This window comes from Xanthomonas sp. WHRI 1810A, from assembly GCF_040202885.1.
Taxonomy (GTDB): Bacteria; Pseudomonadota; Gammaproteobacteria; order Pseudomonadales; family Pseudomonadaceae; genus Aquipseudomonas.
Genome location: NZ_JBEGED010000001.1, coordinates 167234 through 188898, shown reverse-complemented (window position 1 = coordinate 188898; position 21665 = coordinate 167234). Strand labels below are relative to the sequence as shown.

Below are 21665 nucleotides of genomic sequence, written 5' to 3'. Positions count from 1 at the left end.
TTTTTTATGTGCGTCCCGGCAGGCGACGGGGTTTATTTGCCGCCACTGCCCGCCACGCTCTCGCCGCCACGGGTCAGGTAGTAGGCGCCGAGGATTGGCAGCATGGTCACCATCATTACCAGCATCGCGACGACGTTGGTGACCGGCACATCCCGTGGCCGGCTGAGCTGATTGAGCAGCCACAGGGGCAGGGTGCGTTCATGGCCAGCGGTGAAGGTGGTGACGATGATTTCGTCGAACGACAGGGCAAATGCCAGCATGCCGCCGGCCAGCAACGCCGAAGCGAGGCTCGGCAGGACGATGTAGCGGAAGGTCTGCCAGCCATCGGCGCCCAGGTCCATCGAAGCCTCGATCAGGCTGTGGGAGGTGCGGCGCAAGCGGGCGATGACGTTGTTGTAGACGATCACCACACAGAACGTCGCGTGACCGACGATGATGGTGAACATCCCAGGCTCGATCCCTAGCGACTTGAACGTTGCCAGCAGCGCGATACCGGTGATGATCCCGGGCAACGCGATGGGCAGGATCAGCATCAGCGAGATGCCTTGCTTGCCAAAGAAGTCCCGCCGATACAGCGCCGCCGAGGCCAGTGTGCCGAGCACCATGGCGATCAGCGTGGCGATGGCGGCGATCTGCGCCGACAATTTGATCGCCTCCAGCACGTCAGGGCGCGAGAACGCCACGCTGAACCAGTGCAGCGTGAAACCCTTGGGCGGGAAGCTGAACGCCGCTTCTTCGGTGTTGAAGGCGTACAGGAAGATGATCAGGATCGGGAAGTGCAGGAAGACCAGCCCGCCCCACGCCGCCAGTTTCAAACCCAGGGAGGCCTGGTCGTGGTTCTTTTCTGACTTAGAGCGCATCGAAGGCCCCCAAACGTTTGACGATGGACAGGTAAACGGCGATCAACACAATCGGCACCAGCGTGAAAGCCGCGGCCATGGGCATGTTGCCGATAGCACCTTGTTGCGCATACACCATGCTCCCGACGAAGTAACCGGGCGGGCCCACCAGTTGCGGCACGATGAAGTCGCCCAGGGTCAGGGAAAAGGTGAAGATCGAACCGGCGGCGATGCCCGGAATCGACAGCGGCAGAACCACATGCATGAAGGTCTGGCGTGGCGTGGCGCCGAGGTCGGCGGACGCTTGCAGCAGCGATGGCGGCAAGCGTTCGAGGGAGGCCTGGATCGGCAGGATCATAAACGGCAGCCAGATGTAGACGAACACCATGAAGCGCCCCAGATGCGAGGTCGACAGGGTGCTGCCGCCGACGCCGGGAATGCCCAGCACGAACTGCAAGACCGGCTCCAGCCCCAGGTGCTGCACGAACCACTGCGCCACGCCGCCTTTGGCCAGCAGCAACGTCCACGCATAGGCCTTGACAATGTAACTGGCCCACATCGGCATCATCACCGCGATGTAGAAAAACGCCTTGGTCTTGCCGGTGGTGTAGCGCGCCATGTAGTAAGCGATGGGAAACGCCAGCACGGCGCTGGCGATCGAGACGACGATGGCCATGGTCAGGGTGCGCACGATGATGTCGAAGTTCGCCGGCTGAAACAGCGCCGCGAAGTTCGCCAGCGTCAGGTCTGGCGTGACCGCCATGGTGAAGTCGTCGAAGGTGTAGAAGCCTTGCCACAAGAGCGTCAGCAACGAGCCGAGGTAGATCGCACCGAACCACAGCAGCGGCGGCACCAGCAGCAACGACAGGTACACATTGGGCCGGCGATACAGCAGGTTGGCGAAACTGCGCAGCGGCGAGCCGCCGGCCTGGGTCTGATTGATAGCCACGCTGTTCATCTCACACCCCGCCCGCGACGGTGTCATGCAGCGGGATCATGGCCTCGCGCGCCCAGCGTGCGCTGATCCGCTGGCCGGTCTGATGCCGCGCACTGACGTCCAGCCACTGGATGTTGGCCTGGCTGATGCTCAGCGTTTGGCCGTTTTCCAGTTTCAATTCATAGCGCGTGGCGCTGCCCTGGTACTGAATGTCGTGCAGCAGGCCGCTGACCTCGATCTCGTCGCTGGCCAGCGGACCGTCGGCGAACCGCACGTGTTCAGGACGAATCGAAAACGGCTGGGGCTTGCCACTCAACTGCTGCGCCAGGTCGCCACGAATCACGTTGGAGGTACCGACGAATTCGGCGACGAAGGTGGTGGCCGGTTTCATGTACAGATTGCGCGGAGTGTCGACCTGCTCGATGCGCCCCTTGTTGAACACCGCCACACGGTCGGACATCGACAGCGCTTCGGTCTGATCGTGGGTGACGAAAATGAACGTGATGCCCAACTGGCGTTGCAGCTTTTTCAATTCGCTCTGCATTTGCTCGCGCAGTTTCAGGTCCAGCGCCCCCAGGGGCTCATCGAGCAACAACACGCGAGGACGATTGACCAGCGCACGGGCCAGAGCCACGCGCTGGCGCTGACCGCCTGACAGTTGCACCGGCTTGCGATCGCCATAGCCGCCGAGCGCGACCATGCTCAGGGCTTCTTCGGCACGGGCCATCCGTTCGCTCCTGCCGACGCCTTTGACCTTCAAGCCGTAGGCGACGTTGTCGCGCACGTTCATGTGCGGGAACAGCGCGTAGTCCTGGAAGACCGTGTTCACGTCGCGCTGATAAGGCGGCAGGCCGGCGGCTTCCGTGCCATGAATGCGGATCGAACCGGCCGTGGGTTGTTCAAAACCGGCGATGAGGCGCAGACAGGTGGTTTTGCCCGAACCGGACGGGCCGAGCATGGAAAAGAACTCGCCGTCCTGAATATCGATGGACACTCGGTCAACGGCTTTCACCTCGCCGAAGTGTCGGGAAACGTGGGTGAACTGGACTGCCAGGGGCATGGGGGAACCTCTTTTTAAGCCAACGCGCACGCGGCGGGGCGTCGGGGTCTGATCAAACGCATCGCGAGCAGGCTCACGCCTGCAGGGGACTGTGTTGGCGGTTAACGCCCGCCCATGATCGCAATGTAGTCCTGGGTCCAGCGGCTGTACGGCACGAACTTGCCGCCCTCGGCCTGCGGGGTTTTCCAGAACGCAATCTTGTCGAACTGCTCGAAACCGTTGGTCTTGCAGCCTTCAGCGCCGAGCAATTCACTGCTCTGGCAGGCGGCCGGCACCGCGGGCAGCGAACCGAACCAGGCGGCGACGTCACCCTGAACCTTAGGCTGCAACGACCAATCCATCCATTTGTAAGCGCAGTTCGGGTGCTTGGCCTCGGCGTGCAGCATGGTGGTGTCGGCCCAACCGGTCGCGCCTTCCTTGGGGATGGTCGAAGCGATGGGTTGTTTCTCGTTCGTCAGGCCGTTGACCTGATACGGCCATGCGCCGGAGGCCACCACGCCTTCGTTTTTGAAGTCGCTCATCTGCACGGTGGTGTCGTGCCAGTAGCGGTGGATCAGCGGTTGCTGTTGGCGCAGTAACTCAAGCACGGCCGTGTACTGGCTCTCGGTCAGTTCAAAAGGGTTCTGGATGCCCAGTTCCGGTTTGGTCGACTTGAGGTACAGCGCCGCATCGGCGATATAGATCGGGCCGTCATAGGCCTGCACGCGCCCCTTGTTGGGCTTGCCGTCCGGCAGGTTCTGCGCATCGAACACCACGCTCCAGCTGGCGGGCGCCTGCTTGAAGACCTCGGTGTTGTACATCAGCACGTTGGGCCCCCACTGATAGGGCGTGCCATAAGCCTGGTTGTTGACCACGTACCACGGAGCATCCTTGAGGCGCGGGTCGATGTTCTTCCAGTTCGGGATCAGCGCTGTGTTGATCGGCTGTACGCGTTTGCCGACGATCAGGCGCAGGGAAGCATCGCCTGACGCCGTGACCAGGTCGTAACCGCCCTTGGCCATGAGGCTGACCATTTCATCGGACGTGGCAGCGGTCTTGACGTTGACCTTGCAGCCGGACTCCTTCTCGAAACCGGTCACCCAATCGTAGTTTTTATCGCTCTCGCCACGTTCGATGTAGCCAGGCCAAGCGACGATATCCAGCTGGCCTTCGCCGGCGCCAATGGCTTTCAGCGATTCGGCGGCCTGCAGGCTGGCACTGGCCACCAGTGCGGTAATGATTGCACTGAGCAACGCGGTCTTGTGCACGAACATCGGGTTTCCCTCTTCTTTTATTGGTCTGGGCCGTGATGAGCAGGGTGAAGCCATGCCTGTCAGGCATTTGTCGCGGCCGTGTTATTTCAGATCATTGCCGTGGCGCGCCATGATGTGCCGCACCACGCTGTAGTCCTGTAAGGAATCGCTGGACAGGTCCTTCCCATACCCCGAGCGTTTCAAGCCGCCGTGGGGCATTTCGCTGACCAGCATGAAGTGGCTGTTGATCCAGGTGCAGCCGTACTGCAAGCGGGCTGCGATCTGCATGGCCTTGTCCAGGTTCTGGGTCCAGACCGACGACGCCAGCCCGTATTCAGAGTCGTTGGCCCAGTCCACCGCTTGTTCCAGTTCTTCAAAACGGGTCACGGTGACCACCGGGCCGAAGACTTCGCGCTGGACGATTTCGTCGCTCTGTTTGCAACCGGCCAGCAGGGTGGGCTGGTAGTAGAAGCCGGCGCCGGAATGCACCGCGGCGCCGGTGATGCGCTCGATGTGCGGCTGGCCAAGGGCGCGCTCGACGAAACTGGCCACGCGGTCGCGCTGGCGAGAGCTGATCAGCGGGCCGATTTCGTTGTCGGCGTCGCGCTTGCTGGCAAAGCGCAGGCTGCTGACCGCGGCTCCGAGTTCGGCGACCAGGCGATCATGGATCCCGGCCTGGGCGTAAATCCGGCACGCGGCGGTGCAGTCCTGCCCGGCGTTGTAGTAGCCGTAGCTGCGCACGCCCTCGACCACGGCTTGAATGTCGGCGTCGTTGCAGACGATCACCGGCGCCTTGCCGCCGAGTTCGAGGTGAGTACGCTTCAGGGTTTTCGCCGCCGCCTGGAGGATTTTCTGCCCGGTGACGATGTCGCCCGTCACAGAAACCATGCGCACTTTCGGGTGGCTGACCAAGTGGCTGCCGACACCTTCGCCGCCACCGCAGATGATGTTGATGACCCCGCGCGGCAGCAGCTCGGCGAGCGCCGGGGCCAGGGCCAGGATCGACAGCGGCGTGTGTTCGGATGGCTTGAACACCAGCGTGTTGCCTGCGGCCAGGGCGGGTGCGATTTTCCAGGCGGCCATCATGATCGGGTAGTTCCAGGGCGCGATGGAGGCGACCACGCCAATCGGATCGCGGCGGACCATGCTGGTGTAGCCCGGCACGTATTCGCCGCTGAGCTGGCCCGTCTGGCAACGCACTGCGCCGGCAAAGAACCGGAACACATCCACCGTCGCACTCAAATCGTCCTGACGCGCCAGGTGCAGAGGCTTGCCGCAGTTCAGCGATTCCAGGCGGGCGAGGTGGTCGGCTTGTTTCTCAATGGCGTTGGCGATGGCGAGCAATATGTTCGAACGCTGCTGTGGCGTGGTTCGCGACCATCCACCCAGCGCGCGGTGGGCGGCCATCACGGCGGTTTCGACCTGCTCGGTGGTGGCTTCGGCGATGTGCGTCAGTATTTCCCCGGTGGCCGGATTGAGGATCGGCTCGACAAAACCCTGACCGGCGACCAACTCGCCATCGATCAATAAAGCGGTGGAGAACGGGGGCTGGGTGGCGGGCATTTTCGGATTCTCTTGTTATGGGGTCGTGGTGCTCCCTTGCGGCCTGAGCCCGACCTTTTCGTCTATGGGCACAGAGGCTAGTGGGCAGCGTTGAGGTCGGCAAATACTAAATACTGAAACCGGCGTTCGATTAAATAGATGGCTTGCGTCCGGCACGGGGCTGTTCGCGGGCCACGGTCAGGAACGGGTCGACCAGCGCAGGGCGCGCGGTGCCGCGGCGCCAAGCCAGGCCGACATCGAGGGTCTGGCTCAGGTCAGCCAGCGGGCGGGCTTCGATGATGTCGCCTTCCAGCGACCAGGGGCGGTAGGTCATGTCTGGCTGAATGGATACGCCAAGCCCCGCGGCGACCAGGCTGCGCACCGCTTCGGTCGAGGCGGTGCGCAAGGTGATGCGCGGCTGCAATCCAGCGCCGTGCCACAGGCGTTGGGCGTTGCGATCCATTTCATCGACGTTGAGCTGAATCAACGGTTCGCGGGCGACATCGGCAAGGGTGATGCTGTCGTGTTCCAGCAGAGGGTGCTGAGCCGGCAGCCACAGGCGATGGGGTGAATGGGTCAAGACTTCAGTCTGCAGCGCGTGGCGATCTTCCAGGTTGGACAGAATCAGCACGCCGACGTCGATTTCCCCGCTGACCAGCAGATGCTCGATGTACGGGCGTTCATCTTCCATCACGCGGATTTCGACGTTGGGGTAAGCGCGCTGGAAGCGTGTCAGTAAATCCGCCAGGTAGTAACCGGCCACCAGGCTGGTGACGCCGATGATTAGCTGACCTGCGACCTGGTCGGTGCTCTGTTGAAGGCTGCGCTTGGCGTTGTCGACGGTGGCCAGAATCAGGTGCGATTGACGCAGGAACTGATGCCCCTGGTGGGTCAGGGTCATGCCCTTCGCGTGGCGATTGAACAGACTGACACCGATTTCCTGCTCCAGCTGCTGGATCGCCAGGGTCAGTGTCGATTGGGAGATGTACACCGCCTGGGCGGCCGCTGAAATCGAACCGGTTTCGGCAACGGCGATGAAGTGGCGGATCTGGCGCAGAGTCATCATGCGGATTACCGGCTGGGCTGGTTTTATAGATTTCGCGCAGTGTATATCTTTTTAATCGATGGACTCGCCCTATAAAGCTGGGCGGGAGATGTGGCCGTATCGACCGCTGTCTGAGAGTGTTCCATCGGCACGCCCGTTGAGTTGGAGAGCGCCACGCTACTCGCCTGCGAGGTATCCGAAGTAACGAAAAAAAACGATCACGGGTATTTGTAAAGTGCTAACTCCAGGGCAGGCCAGAGGTGAACGTTATTGGAAGAAGACTTCCGTTCCCGCAACACCGGCTTGACGCCTTGCCTACTAGAAGGTAGGTTGCCGACATGACTACTCCATCAAGCACCTTCTTCGACATCCTCAGCTGCGCTCGCTCGCTCATCATTGCGGGGGGGTACAACGGTTTCAGCTACGCGGACATTTCCGAGTCCGTGGGCATCCGTAAGGCGAGCATCCATCATCACTTTCCGACCAAGGTTGACCTGGTGCGTACACTGGTCAGCCAGTATCGCCAGGAGGCGGAGGCGGGCATCGCTCATATCGAGCGGGTGAGCCCCAGCCCGGCAGACCAACTGCGGGCTTACACGGGTTACTGGGAGGGATGTATCGGCGATGCAACGAAGGGCTACTGCGTGTGCGCGCTGCTCGCGACCCAGATTCCTGTGTTGCCTCAAGACATCGTCCTGGAGGTCAGGGCTCATTTTCGGGCGCTGTCCGGCTGGCTTACTTCGGTTTTCGAACGAGGCGCAACGCAAGGTTGTCTGGCGTTGGCAAGCGACGCCCGGGCGGAAGCAGAGACGTTCATGGCGACCGTTCATGGCGCCATGCTCTCGGCCCGTGCCTACGGTGATCCTGAAATATTCGGCGCGATCACTCAGCCATTGATCAAACGACTTGTCATCGAGAAATGATGCAAAAAACGGTCGCTCTGCGGCCGATTTTTTTGTACTGAAAGCCTACCTTCTAGTAGGTGGTTTGATTGAAGCCCGCGTTTGGTCAGCCTGCGGCCATTGCCGTCCGGCGACCGTTTACCGAAGAGGATTTTCAATGCTCCAGCCCACCGCCTTACTCAGTACCGCCAGCTCACCTATCAGCCTTCCCCCAGCTGGCGCGGGTCTACCGCCACTGGACAGTCAGGGGTTTCTGAAACTGCTGATCACCCAATTGCAGCATCAAGACCCGCTTTCTCCAGCAGACCCGGGGGACACCGTGCAGCAGTTGGCGGCACTCACCCAGGTGTCGACGCTTCAAGAGATCAGCGGCTTGCTCAAACAGCTGCTAGGCGCCGGGTCTGCACAGGATTCCGCATCGTGGCTCGGTCGGTTGGCACTTGTGCCGTCATCGAAGGCACTACCTCTTGCCGATGGCAGCTATGCCGGTGAAGTACTGATCGACAGTCCGACGGATCTGGACATTGACTTCAAAGATGCCAGCGGCGCTGTGGTCCACACCGAACACCACGCCGCAGCCGCTGAAGGCACCGTGAGCTTCGACTGGAACGGCAAGGTCGACGGCGTCGCGGTGAAGGGGCCGCTCAGCGTCACCGTCAAAGGTAGTTCCAGCTCGGAACCCAGCGTTGCTGTCTGGACAACCGTAACCAGCATTCGACATCCCGCGACATCCCACACGCTTATCGAGACTGCACTGGGGGCGTTCGCCCAGGAAGAAGTCATCGATCTCAAACCCGACGAGTTATCCCCCACGGCGATCAACTCAACTGCTGCTCACTTACGGGGTCAATTAACATGAAAACCACCACCTTCGAGCGTGATCACGACGCCCCCGCTAAAACACATAGCGACTGGCTGATTGCTTATTACTTTATTCGGGCCGCTGTTTCTTTTATCTGGGTGGGAGCGGCACTGACTGTCGGGGCGGTTATCCCGATAGCGGCCGCTGTGCTGATTATTTTTTATCCCGCCTGGGATGCTGCGGCAAACCTGTTGGACGCCTACCGAAACGGCGGAGCGAGGCGTAATCCTTCGCAGTTGATTAACGCTGTTATAAGCCTGGTTGCCACCGTCGCTTTCGCGGTGGCGATGACCAACGGTTTTAATGCGGTGCTCGGTGTTTTTGGTGCATGGGCCGTTGTATCGGGCCTTCTTCAGTTAGCGACCGCCGTGCGGCGCTGGAAAATGTATGGGGCTCAATGGCTGATGTTCCTCAGTGGTGCGCAGTCAGCACTGGCCGGCGGATTCTTCATCAAACAAGCCGCTGCGACAAACCTGCATGGCATCGCCGACATCGTCCCTTATGTGGCGTTTGGCGCTTTCTACTTTCTTGTTTCTGCGCTTTGGTTGGTGGTCTCGCAAGCGCGCCGGCGGAAAGTTTGAAGCAATGGATGAAATTCACCTGTCCGAGCGCAATAACAGTGCGGGTTTAACCGCAAGCGTCTAACGTAACGGCACAATTTCCGCAAAAGGATGGCGATGATGATACGTGTGGCTTTAGGTTTTATTGGCGTGTGCTCTGCTTTCAACTGTTTTGCCGATTTGCGCTCGCAGTCTGCCGAGCAAATCTGCACGGTACTCAACGACACGCAGCTACGCGCCGGGGAATGGACCACACGCATGGACGGACAGGAAGGGTGTTCGAGTGGGGCAAGGCTGATCAAACCTGACGCCGTCGATGGCAACAGGATTTCTTTTGCCGCGGAGGGGGCTGGCGGGACGCCCAGCCGCGTCAAGCTGATCCTCAACGTGACGTTGCCGTCGGATGAAGACGCGGCCAAGCGCGAGCTGATCAAAGCGACCAAGCGCCTGTCGGTGCGGACACTGGGCCTGTCCATTCCACATTCGTTCGATGAAGCGATCAACAAAGCGGCGCCCCTCAACCTGGAAGTTGGCAGCGGCCACGCGATGCTGACTCGAACAGTCGTCAACAAGCAGCACTATGTGCTGTCGGTGGTCATGGAGTAGGTCGCTGCGCAATGACGTCCGAATGACTGCCGAACCCTTACAAACATGCACCGCGCATGTACAGTTCTGGCAGTCCCGCCCCGAGTAGATGACGCCCACAATGGTTCATAAATGCCTTCATTCAATCATGGTGAAGGCGCTTATGAGGAGTCAGACATGTCGGGTAAATTCAACAATAAGGTGGCGGTCGTCACGGGCGCTTCGACCGGGATTGGCTTTGCGATTGCGCAAGCGTTAATTGCCGAAGGCGCCAAGCGTGTCTATATCACGGGGCGCTCAGCGAAGACCTTGGAGTCTGCAGTTGCCGCACTGGGCGATAAGGCCGTCGCGGTCGTGTCGGATGTGGCCAGACAGGCCGATCTGAATGAGCTGAAAGTGTTGATTGAACAACACGACGATCAACTGGATGCGGTGTTCGCCAATGCCGGTATCTGCGAAAAGAATCCGGTTGGCGAAACCACCGAAGCCGCTTACTACAGACTGTTCGACATCAACGTGAAGGGCGTTTTTTTCACGGTTCAGACGCTCTTGCCACTGATGAAAGAGGGGGCGTCCATCGTGCTGACGGCCTCCATCTGCTCCAGCAATGGCATGGAAGGTCTGAGTCTCTACAACGCCTCCAAGGCTGCCGTGCGCTCATTTGCACGGACATGGGCCAATGAACTGAAAGGCCGGAAAATTCGTGCCAATGTCATCAGCCCGGGCTTCACCCGCACTCCGTTGATGGACAACGGTTTGAAGATGGATGAACGCCAGATTGACGCACTCAGGCAGCATGTAGAACAGATTGTGCCGCTGGGCTACATGGCCCAACCTGAAGAAATCGCGACGGCCGCACTGTTCCTTGCTTCGGCCGACGCCCAGTATGTCAACGGTGTCGAACTGATGGTCGATGGCGGCCTTTCGCAGATCTGACAGCGAGTCGCAGGCGCGTCGACTGCAGGTCGTCCTGTCCGGCCTACTTGCCCTTTGCCGCTTCGATCGACCCCACAACTGTGGGGTAGTTGTCGCGCAGGTATTCAGCCGTGGTCATTGGCTTGCGGCCGATCAGGCGCTCAAGATCGCCGGTGAGTTCGCCCCATTCGCCGAGGTTGGCGCCGTGTACCCATTCTAGGGCGAACCGCGCGAACGGCTCGGGAAGCCCGTCCGCCACGTAGTTGGCGATGTATTGCTCATCGGTCACCGGGATGAGGGGGACGGTTGTGCCACGGCTGTCGGACAGAATCTGGGCGATGTCCGCGTAGGAGACTGCCGGATCCCCGGTCAGCGAGTAAATCTTGTTTTCGTGGCCGTCCTCCGTAAGCGCCACTGCCTGCGCCTCGGCGATGTCTTCACGCGACGCAGGCGCCTGTTTGCCGTCACCGGCCTGAACGCGAAGACCTTTCTCGTAGACCTTGTCGCCAAATTGAAACTGGAAGGTCTCGAGGAACGGCGGCTGTTGCACAATCGTGTAGGTCAGCCCCGAAGCCATCAGGGTTTGCTCGGTGAAGAGATCGGGCACCGTGCACTCGGACAGGGTGAAGTCCGATCCTTCACGGCGGATGATGGCCGTGTAGGCGACGTGTTTGACGCCGGCCTGCCGCGCTGCGGTGATCACGTTGTAATGCTGGGTTTTGCGGTCGGTAAACGGCGCGCTGGAGATCAGCAAGACCTTCTCTACGCCGGTGAACGCACTGAGCAGCGCGTCATAATCGAAATAGTCGCCCTTGCGAATTTCAATGCCCAGAGCGGCTAGGTCGGCTGCTTTTTCCGGGTTGCGGGCCAGGCCGACAAGGTCGCTGGCGGGACGTCGTTTCAGCAGGTGCTGCAATGTTTTACGGCCCAGATGGCCGCTGGCGGCGGTGACAAGAATCTTGCCCATGATGGTCTCTCCTGGCTCAATGGTGGTGAGGTTCGACGGCTGGCGCGCTCAGCCGAGAACGCTGACGCCAATGGCGAATTTTGTGTGCTTGATGGCGTGGGTCATGAGGCCCAGCGAGAGCAGGCAGACGTGCTCCAGCGTCCGGGCCATGATCAGCGGCCCGGTGTCCAGCGGGCGCAATCCAAGGCTTTCGATGAATGCACAGAGGCGCGCCTTCGCCTGCGCGTCGTCCCCGGCGATGAACACATCCAGCGGCTGCCCTTCGACAGGACCGGTTACGAGGACGTGGGAGAACACGGTGTTGAACGCCTTGATCACCTGCGCATCGGCAGGCGCGGTTTTGGCGATTTCCAGTGCGCCGAAACTGTCCTTGGGGGTCACAAAGCTCGTCATGTCGGCGCCGACAGGGTTGGTGATGTCGACCAGGAGCTTGCCTGCCAGCGCTTCGCCGTACTGCTTCACCACCTCGATAACAGCGGAGTAGGGGAGCGCCAGGATCACGATGTCGCCGGCCGGCGCGGCGACGAATGTACCTGTCGTCGCGCCTGCTCCGAACTGTTAGGCAAGGGCTTGCGCCTTGGCTGGGTCGCGGTTCATCACCTCGACGGTGTGTCCGGCTTTAGCGGCAAGGCCGCCGATGGCGGCGGCCATGCCACCTGAACCGATGATGCTGATAGTGCTCATGTGCAGTTCCTTACTGATACGGGTTGATCATTCATGGACTGCCGGCGCGATTGGGCAACCGCGCTGCAACGTGCAAACCATGCTGGTCATATTGCTTGCATAAAGCAAGCGATCAGCGAAATATTTACTTTCGAAATACAAGCGATGTTAAGGTTCAGGCATGAAGACGACAGACAAAGAAGATGTGCGATCCCATTGCGCGGTGAATTACGGCGTGGAAATTTTTGGTGACCGGTGGTCGCTGCTGATCATTCGCGACATCGTTTTTGTGGGCAAAAAGACGTATGGCCAGTTTCAGAAATCGGAAGAAGGCATCGCGACCAACGTCCTTGCTTCCCGTCTCGCCTTTCTTGAGGCGCAAGGCATCCTCGCGAAGGCGCCCAGCCCGGACGACAAGCGCAAGGACTTCTACACGCTGACCGAGAAGGGCCTGGACCTCATTCCCATCGTGCTGAACGTTGTGCTGTGGAGCGCCAGGCACGATGCGAAGTCTTACGTGCTGCGCAGCAAAGAGTTTTTGGCTCGACTCAGTCAAGACCCGATGCAAGTAAGCGAAGAGGTGAAGGCGCTGGTCCGCAAGGGCGGTTGTATCTTTCCTGAGGCCTAGCCGTTCCGTGGAGCGCTGACATGAATCCGACAACCCCCGATGGCCGCTATTTTGTGGTGAAGGGCCAGATGTGGCGCTGCTCCAATCCAGCTCTGCCTGAGCAAGAGCGCCAACGCCTGGTGAATGAGCTGATGGCGGCACGAAGGGCCGTGAAGGCGGCAAAAGCGTCAGGCGAACCTGGCCAGATGAAGGCCGCCAGGGCAGCCGTGGAGGCGGCCAAGGTCGGGCTCGGAGAGCGTGGGCCGGTGTGGTGGGGCGATGGCGCATCCGATCTGAACAGGAAAAAGGTAGAGAACACGCCATACGCGCAGTGGTATCGCGACATTCAAAGCGAAGGGTAGGCATCCGGGTATCGCGCTGTCTCAACGGCGGCCCATCAGGTCCAGGTGCGTGATGTCTTCCAGGCACCATGAAGCGGCGCGACGCTCGAAATCGGCTTCTGCTCTGGACAATCACTGACTGGGGTGGCTAAGTCTCACCGCATAAAGCGATCGCCCGGGGTGAATAGCCGCCCAGAGGTCCGTAGCTACTGCATACCGCACCTGGAGAGCCAATTTGAGCGTGCTAGAAACAAGGCTTATACGCCGCAAGACGTTGCACAGCGAAATCGTTGACCACCTGCGGGACATGATTGTCAGCGGCGAACTGGGGCCTGGCCAAAAGATTCCGGAAAAAGAGTTGTGCGCGCGGTTTGATATTTCCCGCACCCCTCTGCGCGAAGCCCTCAAGGCGTTGGCGGCGGAGGGAATGATTGAGTTGCTACCCCAGCGGGGCGCCAGGGTGGTTACCATCACCGACGAAGAATTGCAGGAGCTTTTTCCGATCATTGCCAGCATGGAAGCGCTGGCTGGAGAGTTGGCTTGCGAGGTGATCACGCAGGCGCAGCTGGACGCCGTTACTGCCCTTCATCTTGAGATGGTGGTCGCTTATCGCGAATCCCGACATCTGGACTATTCCCGGCTCAATCGTGCCATTCATTTTGCGATCTTTGAGGCGGCCGGCAACGCATCATTGCTGAGCTTGTACCGAAACCTTGAATTGCGCATCCGCAACATTCGTCACACGGTGCGCCAGTTGCCCTCGGACTGGAAAGACGCCGTCAGTGATCACGAAAAAATCTTGAAGGCGCTCACTGAGCGAGATCCCGGTCGCCTGGCAAAGGTGATGCGTCAGCATGTGATGAACACTGCGAGAACGGTCCGTCATTCCATAGACGAGCTGGTTGATCTTTGATTTTTCATGTTTATCGCACGCACCTATCCACTCCCGTGTTAGCCACTATTACGCGCTAAAAGTGCACATTTTCAATAAAAATGGCGCTAAATTCGTGCATTTAAAATGTATTCATTATTTATTATTCTTTTTTGTTGACGTCGACATTCATCGAAAGCCATCTTGCTTGCGCATATCACTGGCGGCTCGTCGACCCCTGATCTGGAGGTGGCCGGAACGCGATTACTACCCCAGAGGCGCAACTCATGAAGAAGACGCTGACCACTTCGATGTTGATGTTCATGTTTGCAGGTGCAGGCGCCCACGCGCAGGACGAAGGAACGCTGACGAAGGTTGCCGAGCTGGGCGAAATCACCGTGGGCCACCGTGACGGCGCAGTGCCGTTTTCCTATTACGACGACAAGCAGCGACCGATCGGTTATGCGATGGACCTGTGCGCAAAAGTCGTGGATGCGGTGAAGGTCAAACTGAACAAGCCTGATCTGAAGATCACGTACATGCCGGTCACAGGCACGACCCGCATGCCGTTGCTGGCCAATGGCACCATCGACATGGAATGCGGCACTACCACCAACAATGCCGAGCGTCAGAAGCAGGTCACGTTCTCAACGACCTACTTCGTGGCCGGGGTGCGCATTCTGTCGAAGAAGAGCACCCCCATCGACATGCTGGCAGAGGCCAAGGGCAAGACCGTCGTCACCCTGGCCGGGACTACCAGTGTCAAAGTCATCAACGAAGCCAACACCGCGCAAAACCTGGGCCTGACCATCCTGACCGCCAAGGATCTGGCTGAAGGCATGCTGACCCTGGAAACCAATCGCGCCGCCGCACTGATCTTTGATGACGTGTCGATTGCCGGCGCGGCCGCCACCTCCAAGGCGCCTGCCGATTACGTGCTCTCCAGCCAGCCGCTGTCAGTTGAGCCCTACGGCATCATGCTTCGCCGCAATGATGAAGCGTTCAAGACCCTGGTCGATCAGACCCTGCAAGGCCTCTACACCACCGGCGCGATCAATACCCTTTACGCCAAGTGGTTCACCCAGCCGATCCCGCCGCGTGGCATTAACATGAATTTCCCGATGTCGACCCAGCTCAGCAAGGTGATCGCACACCCGACTGACGACGCCAATCCTGACCTGTATCGCTGATCACGCCTCACTTTTTGGCCGGACCCATTCGTCCGGTCACGCTACTGCGCGGGATGGGCAACGCTATGAATTACAACTGGAATTGGTGGGTCTTTTTCGAGCCATCCATGGACGGCACCCATACCTACCTTGAGACGCTGATCTGGGGCGCTGGCTGGACCGTTGCAACGGCGCTTGGGGCGTTCACGATTGCCTTGACGCTGGGTTCGGTTGTGGGGGTTGCACGGACGTCGCCGTTGATGGGGCTGCGTGCATTCGGAACCGGTTTCGTCGAAGTGTTCCGCAACGTCCCGCTGCTGGTGCAGATGTTCCTCTGGTACTTCGTGCTGCCGGAAGTGCTGCCCGGCGACCTTGGGACGTGGCTCAAACAGGTGCCCAACGCGCAGTTCTACACGGCGGTCATTTGTCTGGGTGGCTATCACGCCGCGCGCATGGCCGAAGTCGTTCGCGCCGGGCTGGGAAGTTTGTCCAGCGGGCAGCGAATGGCCGGTCAGGCGCTGGGCCTGAACCTGGTGCAAACCTATCTCTATGTGCTGCTTCCCATGGCGTACCGCATCGTGGTGCCGGCCATCACCTCGGAATTTCTCAGCTGCACCAAGAACACATCCGTGGCGCTCGCCATCGGCCTGATGGAGCTGACCGGCAGCGCCCGGGCGATGCAGGAAAACAGCTTTCAGGTGTTCGAAGCCTTCACCGCGGCAACGACGCTGTACCTGGCGCTGAACCTCGTCATTGTCTTCGCCATGCGCGCTGTAGAACGACTCGCAGTGGTTCCCGGTTACGGCACCAACAGGAAGGCGGGTTGATCATGTTGAGCGGATTCGACTTGCAGGCGGTCATCAATGCCTTGCCCTACCTGTTCCTCACGGGGATGTCCTTCACCCTGACGCTGACCCTGTTTGCCACGCTTGGCGGTATCGTCTTCGGGACGTTGCTGGCGCTCATGCGTCTGTCGCGCTTGCGGTCGTTATCCTTCATCGCTGCGAGCTATGTGAACCTATTGCGTTCGTTACCGCTGGTGCTGGTGATCTTCTGGTTCTATTTCCTGATGCCATATGTGGGGCAGTGGGTGACGGGCGCGTCCCGGCCCATGCGGATTGATCCGTTCTGGTCGTCGGTCATCACCTTCACGCTGTTCGAGGCTTGCTACTTCTGCGAGATCATCCGTTCCGGCATTCAGTCGCTGCCCAAGGGGCAGACGATGGCATCGCACGCCCTGGGCCTGACCGGCAGCCAGAGCCTGCTGTATGTGGTACTGCCTCAGGCGCTGCGCAACATGCTGCCGCTGATGCTGACCCAGACCATCATCCTGTTTCAGGACACCTCGCTGGTGTACGTACTGTCCATCACTGACTTCCTCGGCGCCACCGCGAAAATCGCCCAGCGCGATGGCCGCCTGCTGGAGATGTATGTCTTCGCGGCGCTGGTCTACTTCGTGATTTCCCTGTTGGCTTCCCACGCAGTGCGCCGTCTTCAGCGCCGCGTTGCGATTATTCGTTAAGAGCGCACGACCATGATCACGATCAGCGACGTCTGCAAATCCTACGGTCAGTTCCAAGTGCTTTCGCATTGCACGACCTCCGTCGCCAAGGGCGAAGTGGTCGTGGTGTGCGGGCCTTCAGGGTCTGGCAAATCCACCCTTATCAAAACCGTGAACGGCCTTGAGCCGATCGACAGTGGCGAGATAGTCATCGACGGCGTCAGCGTGGCTGCCACTGCCACCAACCTGTCGATGCTGCGCTCGCGAGTCGGCATGGTCTTTCAGCATTTCGAGCTGTTCCCCCATTTGTCGATCATCCAGAACCTCATGCTCGCTCAGGTCAAAGTGCTGAAACGCGCTAAAGCCGATGCCCGCAACAAAGGCATGGCGCTGCTTGACCGAGTCGGGCTGACGGCCCACGCCAATAAATTTCCAGGGCAGCTTTCCGGTGGTCAGCAGCAACGCGTAGCCATCGCCCGTGCATTGGCGATGGACCCGATTGCCATGTTGTTCGACGAGCCCACCTCGGCGCTGGACCCGGAAATGATCAACGAAGTACTGGATGTGATGGTCGAGCTGGCCCGCGACGGCATGACCATGATGGTGGTCACCCATGAAATGGGCTTTGCCCGCAAGGTCGCCAACCGGGTGATCTTCATGGACCAGGGCGAGATCGTCGAAGACGCCGACAAGGATGCCTTTTTCGGTCAGCCGCGCAGCGAGCGCGCGCAGCAATTCCTTTCAAAAATTCTGGTGCATTGAGGAGTCCGGCAGCATGGAAATTCTGAACGAGCAGCGGTTGCTTGAGCAGGCACTTGCTCGGGGAGCGGCCCTCAACGATGGACGCTTGATGTTGTATGCCGGTGCCAATCTGCCGAGTCAGGCGGCGCAACGCGCGTACTGCCCTGAACTCAGCGCCTACCCGGCAATGGGCCCGAGCTTCTCCAAGGAACAGCCCGATACCGATCTGGTGTCCGGGCTGGAAGTGGCGGTGCGCGAGCGCATCTGTGACCTGTTCGGGGCGCAGTGGGCCGAGCCGCGATTGCCCAGTTGCACCATCGCGAACCTGGCGGTCTTTCATGCGTTCACTAAACCGGGTGATCTGCTGCTCGCCCCCGCAGCTGCTCATGGCGGGCACCTGAGTCAACGTCGTGGCGGCACACCGTCGCTGGCTGGACTGGTTGTCGAGGACCTGCCTTTTGATACCCGCCACTGCGCACTGGATGCGCACCGTGCCGCTGAGCAGATCCGCGCACGCCGCCCCACACTGGTGATGCTGGGGCGCTCGGTGATGATCAAGCCTGACGACCTTGGACCGGTGGTCGAAGCGGCCCGTGAAGTGGGCGCGAAGACTGTCTTCGATGCGTCTCATGTTTCCGGTCTTATAGCGGGCGGCACCTTCCCGAACCCGCTGTCGCTGGGGGTGGATGTGCTCACCAGCTCGACGTATAAAACCCTGCCGGGTCGCCCGCACAGCTTGATCGCAGGTCTTCATCCTGCCGACGGCGAGCGGCTGGCGAACCTGATCGACGGTGCGCTACTGGCCAATTACGACGCGGGAAAACTGCCCGCATTCCTGCATACGCTGCGGGAGGCTCAAGCCAATGGCAGGTCCTACGCCGAACGTATCTGCGCCCATTCCGAATCCTTGGCTCAGGCGTTGCGTCAGCGTGGCGTGGCGGTCATCGCGCCGGCAGCAGGTGAAGTATTCACCCATCAGATTCTCATCCCGATGACAGCCGATGTCGAAGCACGGGTGGCAATGGCCGCATTGGAGCAGAAGGGCATCTTGGTGGGCACGTGCGCCGATCCTGCGTTGCCTGGCAATTACGCCTTGCGCGTTGGCACCCAGTTCATCACTGCGCACTGTCAGGACCTGGACATCAGCGCCATCGCATCACGTCTCGCTGGAGCGCTGAACCGGAGCGCCAGCGGCCGAATGACTGCTACTTAGTGATCGGAGGAGGCGGCAATTGAATGCGCGCGCCGCCAAATCGTTGAACGTGCTCCGATACAGCGGTCCGCCACGCTCGCCCTGACCAAAACGCGCTGAATCTTCTCTGGCGCCTGTGATCTTCCTTAATAGCCGTGTGGGCCCGTTGCAGCTGATTGCGACAGGTCCGCGCACTGTCGAGGCACTTCCCAGGGAACAGACCATGCAAAGTGAAAAAGGACCGGCAAGAACCGGGCTCAAGCGCGCCGTCACAGGGCCGATGCTCCTGTTGTTTATCCTCGGCGATGTACTGGGCGCAGGCGTGTACGCGCTGGCCGGCACCATTGCGGGGGAGGTGGGCGGTGCGATCTGGGTGCCGCTGCTGATAGCGTTGTGCTTTGCCTTGCTCACCGCCGGTTCGTACGCGGAGTTGGTGACCAAGTACCCGCATGCCGGCGCCTCGGCCGTGTTTGCCGGCAAGGCTTTCAAATCCCCGCTGGTCTCGTTCCTGATCGGCTTTTGCATGCTGGCGGCCGGCGTGACCAGCGCCGCCGGCCTGTCTCTCGCGTTCGCAGGCGATTACCTTTCACTCTTCATCGATGTTCCACCCCACGTCGCGGCCCTGGTGTTTCTCGGGGTGATTGCGCTGTTGAATGCGCGCGGTATCAAGGAGTCGCTGTCGGCGAATCTGGTCATGACGCTGATCGAGGTGTCGGGTTTGCTGCTGGTCATGTTTGCCGCCGCCTGGTTTTTTCAAACGCATGAATTCGAACCAGGCAGGGCGCTCACCTTCAAGTCAGGGGTCAACCCTGCGGTCGCGGTGTTAAGCGCTGCGCTGCTTGCGTTCTATTCCTTCGTCGGTTTCGAGACGTCAGCCAATCTGGCCGAAGAGATTCGCGACGTGCGCAAAACCTATCCGCGCGCGTTGTTCGGGGCGTTGCTTATTGCCGGCGCGATCTACATGGGGGTGGCGGTGGCGGCTGCCACGGTCATGCCCGTTGAGCAGTTGGTGGCCTCGTCGGCGCCGCTGCTTGAGGTGGTCAAAGCCTCTGGCCTGGGGATTCCTCCTCAGATGTTCGCCTTTATCGCACTCGTCGCCGTGGCCAATGGCGCGCTGCTGACGATGATCATGTCCAGCCGACTGGCGTACGGCATGGCGTGCCAAGGGCTGCTGCCGGCAACGCTGGCCTACGTACTGCCTGAACGGCGCACGCCGGCGGTGGCCATCATCGTCACCACATTGATGGCCGTCATTCTGACCCTGACCGGGTCGTTGGCGACCCTGGCGCAGACGGTGGTTTTACTGCTGCTGTTTGTGTTCATCAGCACCAACCTCGCCGTACTGGTGCTGCGCAGAGACAACGTCCAGACGCCCCATTTCAGGGTGCCGACCTGGGTGCCCGTGCTGGCCGTCGCATCGTGTCTGCTGTTGTTGAGCCAGCAAAGCCTCGATACGTGGCTGCGGGCTGGCGCCATGGTGCTGGTTGGGGTCGTGCTCTATGCCGTCACTCGAGCAGGCGGCATGCGCCCGGTTGATCCGGCGCTGGCCGATGTCACCCCCGAGGTACCGAAGTAACAGCTTGCGCCGGGAGGAACGGCAAACGATTCACCGGGTCGCATGAGTCACCCACGGCTGGAGGATAGAGTCGGGCCAAGGATCTACGCTTGTAGGGAATCCACTTCAAATCGGAGAACGTCATGAAAGTATTCAATGTGTGCCTGCTGTTATGCAGCATCCTCGTGTTGCCCGGTTGTTTTGACAATTCGGACAACAAGACCAAGGCCAACAACGATGGCAGCCAGTCGTCCGTCCAAATGCAGAACAAGGACGGCGACAGCAAATAAGGGTGGTAGGCCCAGGCCCGGCGCAGGCGCTACCTGACCTGATAGTAAGCGGTAAACACGCTCGCATTCGGACGGGTTTCGGGCAGCACGTACACCACGCCATTGGTGCCGCGGAAAGCCGGGCTGACGTAGTTGCGGTAGAAGTCCGCCGGGATGTTGATGCAGCCGTAGGAGATGCGTTTGTCCGGGAGACGGGACGACGCCAGACGCGCGGTTCGCTGCTCCTCAGGATTACTGGTCACCACTGGGTGCATCGCGATAGCGTTTTCATAATCCACCCAGAGAATTCCTCACCCTTGACCCCGCCAGCTATAACGAGAACGAGCACGGCGACTCCATGAGCCGTTCCTGCTTCTTTTTCCTCTTCAGGATTCTGCGGAGGTGACGACAAACTTCGCGTATTCCTTATATATCGCGAGTGGTTCATGAAGAAGATCGCTGTCCTGTTGTTTGCCGTTATCGTTCTCGCTGGATGTGCCCACCAGAAGTTCAAGCCCGAATACCGTACCCAGATACACACGGTGAAGATTCTTGCAGTGTCGTGGAAACCCCGAGAAATGACTTACATGGGGCGCGAACAGGCATGGGGCGCGGCTTTGGGTGCAGGCGTGGGTGCCGGTGTCGGGATGGCGGCGGGTGCGTCAAGTCTGGGCAAGGCTGCTTTGGGTGGCGCGGGGTTTGTTGCGGGCATGAAGGCAGGCGACCTGGCCTCCATGTCGACGGTGGATGTCATTCTTTACAACATGGAGACCGCCGATATCAATCTGGGGGCGTTGGTCAAAAAGAGTTTCGAAGAACAACTGGCCGCTACAGGGCGTTTCAAGATCGTCGGTCAGGACGAACAGGCCGATGCGCAGATTGAGTTGACCATCCTCAACTGGGGGTTCTCTCTGACTCAAGGCTTCAGCAGCGTGGTGTACCCGACGATTGCAGTAAGCGGCGTGATGAAACGCGGTCAGGAATTGATCTGGCAACGCAATGAGCCGATCACCCCCTTCAACGGCGCGAACAGCTATGGTTACACGCCATTGCGCTATCGCACCGAACCGGAGACGCTGCGTACGGCGCTGACAGGCATTGCTCACATCGTGGGCAGCTATCTGGTCAAGGACCTGAACGAGTAATTGCCCGTCTTACAGGATTGGCGATAAACCCCTGTCGCTTGGCCAGTTTCGGCAGTCATTCAACATCCTCTCACCCACTCTCTGGTCTGAGCCACGTGAACTCGCGGCTCAGACTTGTCCCCAAAAAAGCGTGGCCTGTCCCAGGCCATAACGTTTGGCATCCCG

Annotated in this window: 24 protein-coding genes and 1 pseudogene; 16 read left to right on the top strand and 9 right to left on the bottom strand. The window is 60.0% G+C overall.

Annotation, left to right across the window (positions count from 1 at the left end; translation table 11 throughout):
* Positions 1-32 precede the first annotated feature (32 nt).
* The 6 genes from ABQX22_RS00840 to ABQX22_RS00815 all read right to left on the bottom strand — a co-directional run bounded on the left by ABQX22_RS00840 (position 33) and on the right by ABQX22_RS00815 (position 6676).
* Positions 33-860 carry an ABC transporter permease gene (locus ABQX22_RS00840; protein WP_349795555.1) on the bottom strand — a complete coding sequence of 276 codons (828 nt, stop codon included), beginning with the start codon at positions 858-860 and terminating at the stop codon, positions 33-35.
* Positions 850-1797, bottom strand: a complete 948-nt coding sequence (locus tag ABQX22_RS00835) for an ABC transporter permease (protein ID WP_349795553.1) — start codon at positions 1795-1797, stop codon at positions 850-852. The genes ABQX22_RS00840 and ABQX22_RS00835 overlap by 11 nt, the downstream gene beginning before the upstream one ends.
* 1 nt (position 1798) lies before the next feature.
* The gene (locus ABQX22_RS00830) at positions 1799-2836 is read right to left on the bottom strand and encodes an ABC transporter ATP-binding protein (protein WP_349795551.1); all 1038 of its coding nucleotides are present in this window, start codon (positions 2834-2836) and stop codon (positions 1799-1801) included.
* 101 nt (positions 2837-2937) lie between these two features.
* On the bottom strand, positions 2938-4089 hold the full coding sequence (gene ydcS, locus ABQX22_RS00825) for a putative ABC transporter substrate-binding protein YdcS (protein WP_349795549.1): 1152 nt from the start codon (positions 4087-4089) through the stop codon (positions 2938-2940).
* Between the two features lie 81 nt (positions 4090-4170).
* Entirely contained in the window at positions 4171-5631 is a 1461-nt protein-coding gene (locus tag ABQX22_RS00820) for a gamma-aminobutyraldehyde dehydrogenase (protein ID WP_349795547.1), read from the bottom strand.
* A 130-nt stretch (positions 5632-5761) separates the two neighbouring features.
* Positions 5762-6676, bottom strand: coding sequence for a LysR family transcriptional regulator (locus ABQX22_RS00815; RefSeq protein ID WP_349795545.1), 915 nt, complete (start codon positions 6674-6676; stop codon positions 5762-5764).
* A gap of 317 nt (positions 6677-6993) precedes the next feature.
* Here ABQX22_RS00815 and ABQX22_RS00810 point away from each other — a divergent pair, with 317 nt between their 5' ends.
* The 5 genes from ABQX22_RS00810 to ABQX22_RS00790 all read left to right on the top strand — a co-directional run bounded on the left by ABQX22_RS00810 (position 6994) and on the right by ABQX22_RS00790 (position 10500).
* Positions 6994-7578: a TetR/AcrR family transcriptional regulator gene (locus tag ABQX22_RS00810; protein WP_349795543.1), complete on the top strand. Its 585-nt coding sequence runs from the start codon at positions 6994-6996 to the stop codon at positions 7576-7578.
* A 136-nt stretch (positions 7579-7714) separates the two neighbouring features.
* On the top strand, positions 7715-8416 hold the full coding sequence (locus tag ABQX22_RS00805; RefSeq protein ID WP_349795541.1) for a flagellar hook assembly protein FlgD: 702 nt from the start codon (positions 7715-7717) through the stop codon (positions 8414-8416).
* Complete coding sequence (locus ABQX22_RS00800) at positions 8413-9000, top strand: DUF308 domain-containing protein (protein ID WP_349795539.1); 588 nt, start codon at positions 8413-8415, stop codon at positions 8998-9000. Before ABQX22_RS00805 ends, ABQX22_RS00800 begins: the two co-directional genes overlap by 4 nt.
* A 99-nt stretch (positions 9001-9099) precedes the next feature.
* Positions 9100-9585: a hypothetical protein gene (locus ABQX22_RS00795; protein WP_349795537.1), complete on the top strand. Its 486-nt coding sequence runs from the start codon at positions 9100-9102 to the stop codon at positions 9583-9585.
* A gap of 111 nt (positions 9586-9696) precedes the next feature.
* A complete protein-coding gene (locus tag ABQX22_RS00790) occupies positions 9697-10500 on the top strand; it encodes an SDR family oxidoreductase (protein WP_349795535.1) in 804 nt (267 codons plus the stop codon).
* A gap of 43 nt (positions 10501-10543) precedes the next feature.
* On the opposite strand, the gene ABQX22_RS00785 is transcribed toward ABQX22_RS00790, so the two are convergent.
* Positions 10544-11446, bottom strand: a complete 903-nt coding sequence (locus tag ABQX22_RS00785) for an SDR family oxidoreductase (RefSeq protein WP_349795533.1) — start codon at positions 11444-11446, stop codon at positions 10544-10546.
* A 48-nt stretch (positions 11447-11494) separates the two neighbouring features.
* A pseudogene (locus ABQX22_RS00780) lies at positions 11495-12148 on the bottom strand (NADPH-dependent F420 reductase).
* Positions 12149-12290: 142 nt separating this feature from the next.
* Here ABQX22_RS00780 and ABQX22_RS00775 point away from each other — a divergent pair.
* The 10 genes from ABQX22_RS00775 (at position 12291) to ABQX22_RS00730 (ending at position 20376) form a co-directional block, all read left to right on the top strand.
* A complete protein-coding gene (locus ABQX22_RS00775; RefSeq protein ID WP_349795531.1) occupies positions 12291-12737 on the top strand; it encodes a winged helix-turn-helix transcriptional regulator in 447 nt (148 codons plus the stop codon).
* Between the two features lie 20 nt (positions 12738-12757).
* On the top strand, positions 12758-13078 hold the full coding sequence (locus ABQX22_RS00770; RefSeq protein ID WP_349795529.1) for a hypothetical protein: 321 nt from the start codon (positions 12758-12760) through the stop codon (positions 13076-13078).
* A 220-nt stretch (positions 13079-13298) separates the two neighbouring features.
* On the top strand, positions 13299-13970 hold the full coding sequence (locus tag ABQX22_RS00765) for a GntR family transcriptional regulator (RefSeq protein WP_349796411.1): 672 nt from the start codon (positions 13299-13301) through the stop codon (positions 13968-13970).
* A 245-nt stretch (positions 13971-14215) separates the two neighbouring features.
* Positions 14216-15118 carry a transporter substrate-binding domain-containing protein gene (locus ABQX22_RS00760; protein ID WP_349795527.1) on the top strand — a complete coding sequence of 301 codons (903 nt, stop codon included), beginning with the start codon at positions 14216-14218 and terminating at the stop codon, positions 15116-15118.
* Positions 15119-15183: 65 nt separating this feature from the next.
* Positions 15184-15924 carry an amino acid ABC transporter permease gene (locus ABQX22_RS00755; RefSeq protein WP_349795525.1) on the top strand — a complete coding sequence of 247 codons (741 nt, stop codon included), beginning with the start codon at positions 15184-15186 and terminating at the stop codon, positions 15922-15924.
* Positions 15925-15926: 2 nt separating this feature from the next.
* A complete protein-coding gene (locus tag ABQX22_RS00750) occupies positions 15927-16619 on the top strand; it encodes an amino acid ABC transporter permease (RefSeq protein WP_349795523.1) in 693 nt (230 codons plus the stop codon).
* Between the two features lie 12 nt (positions 16620-16631).
* Positions 16632-17360, top strand: a complete 729-nt coding sequence (locus ABQX22_RS00745) for an amino acid ABC transporter ATP-binding protein (protein ID WP_349795521.1) — start codon at positions 16632-16634, stop codon at positions 17358-17360.
* A 13-nt stretch (positions 17361-17373) separates the two neighbouring features.
* On the top strand, positions 17374-18552 hold the full coding sequence (locus tag ABQX22_RS00740; RefSeq protein WP_349795519.1) for a hypothetical protein: 1179 nt from the start codon (positions 17374-17376) through the stop codon (positions 18550-18552).
* 202 nt (positions 18553-18754) lie between these two features.
* On the top strand, positions 18755-20107 hold the full coding sequence (locus ABQX22_RS00735) for an APC family permease (protein ID WP_349795517.1): 1353 nt from the start codon (positions 18755-18757) through the stop codon (positions 20105-20107).
* A 122-nt stretch (positions 20108-20229) separates the two neighbouring features.
* Positions 20230-20376, top strand: coding sequence for a hypothetical protein (locus tag ABQX22_RS00730; RefSeq protein ID WP_349795515.1), 147 nt, complete (start codon positions 20230-20232; stop codon positions 20374-20376).
* Positions 20377-20405: 29 nt separating this feature from the next.
* Here the strand turns inward: ABQX22_RS00730 and ABQX22_RS00725 are convergent, their stop codons facing one another.
* A complete protein-coding gene (locus ABQX22_RS00725; protein ID WP_349795513.1) occupies positions 20406-20654 on the bottom strand; it encodes a hypothetical protein in 249 nt (82 codons plus the stop codon).
* Between the two features lie 147 nt (positions 20655-20801).
* Between ABQX22_RS00725 and ABQX22_RS00720 the strand changes: the two genes are divergently transcribed.
* The gene (locus ABQX22_RS00720) at positions 20802-21500 is read left to right on the top strand and encodes a hypothetical protein (RefSeq protein ID WP_349795511.1); all 699 of its coding nucleotides are present in this window, start codon (positions 20802-20804) and stop codon (positions 21498-21500) included.
* Positions 21501-21665: the final 165 nt, after the last annotated feature.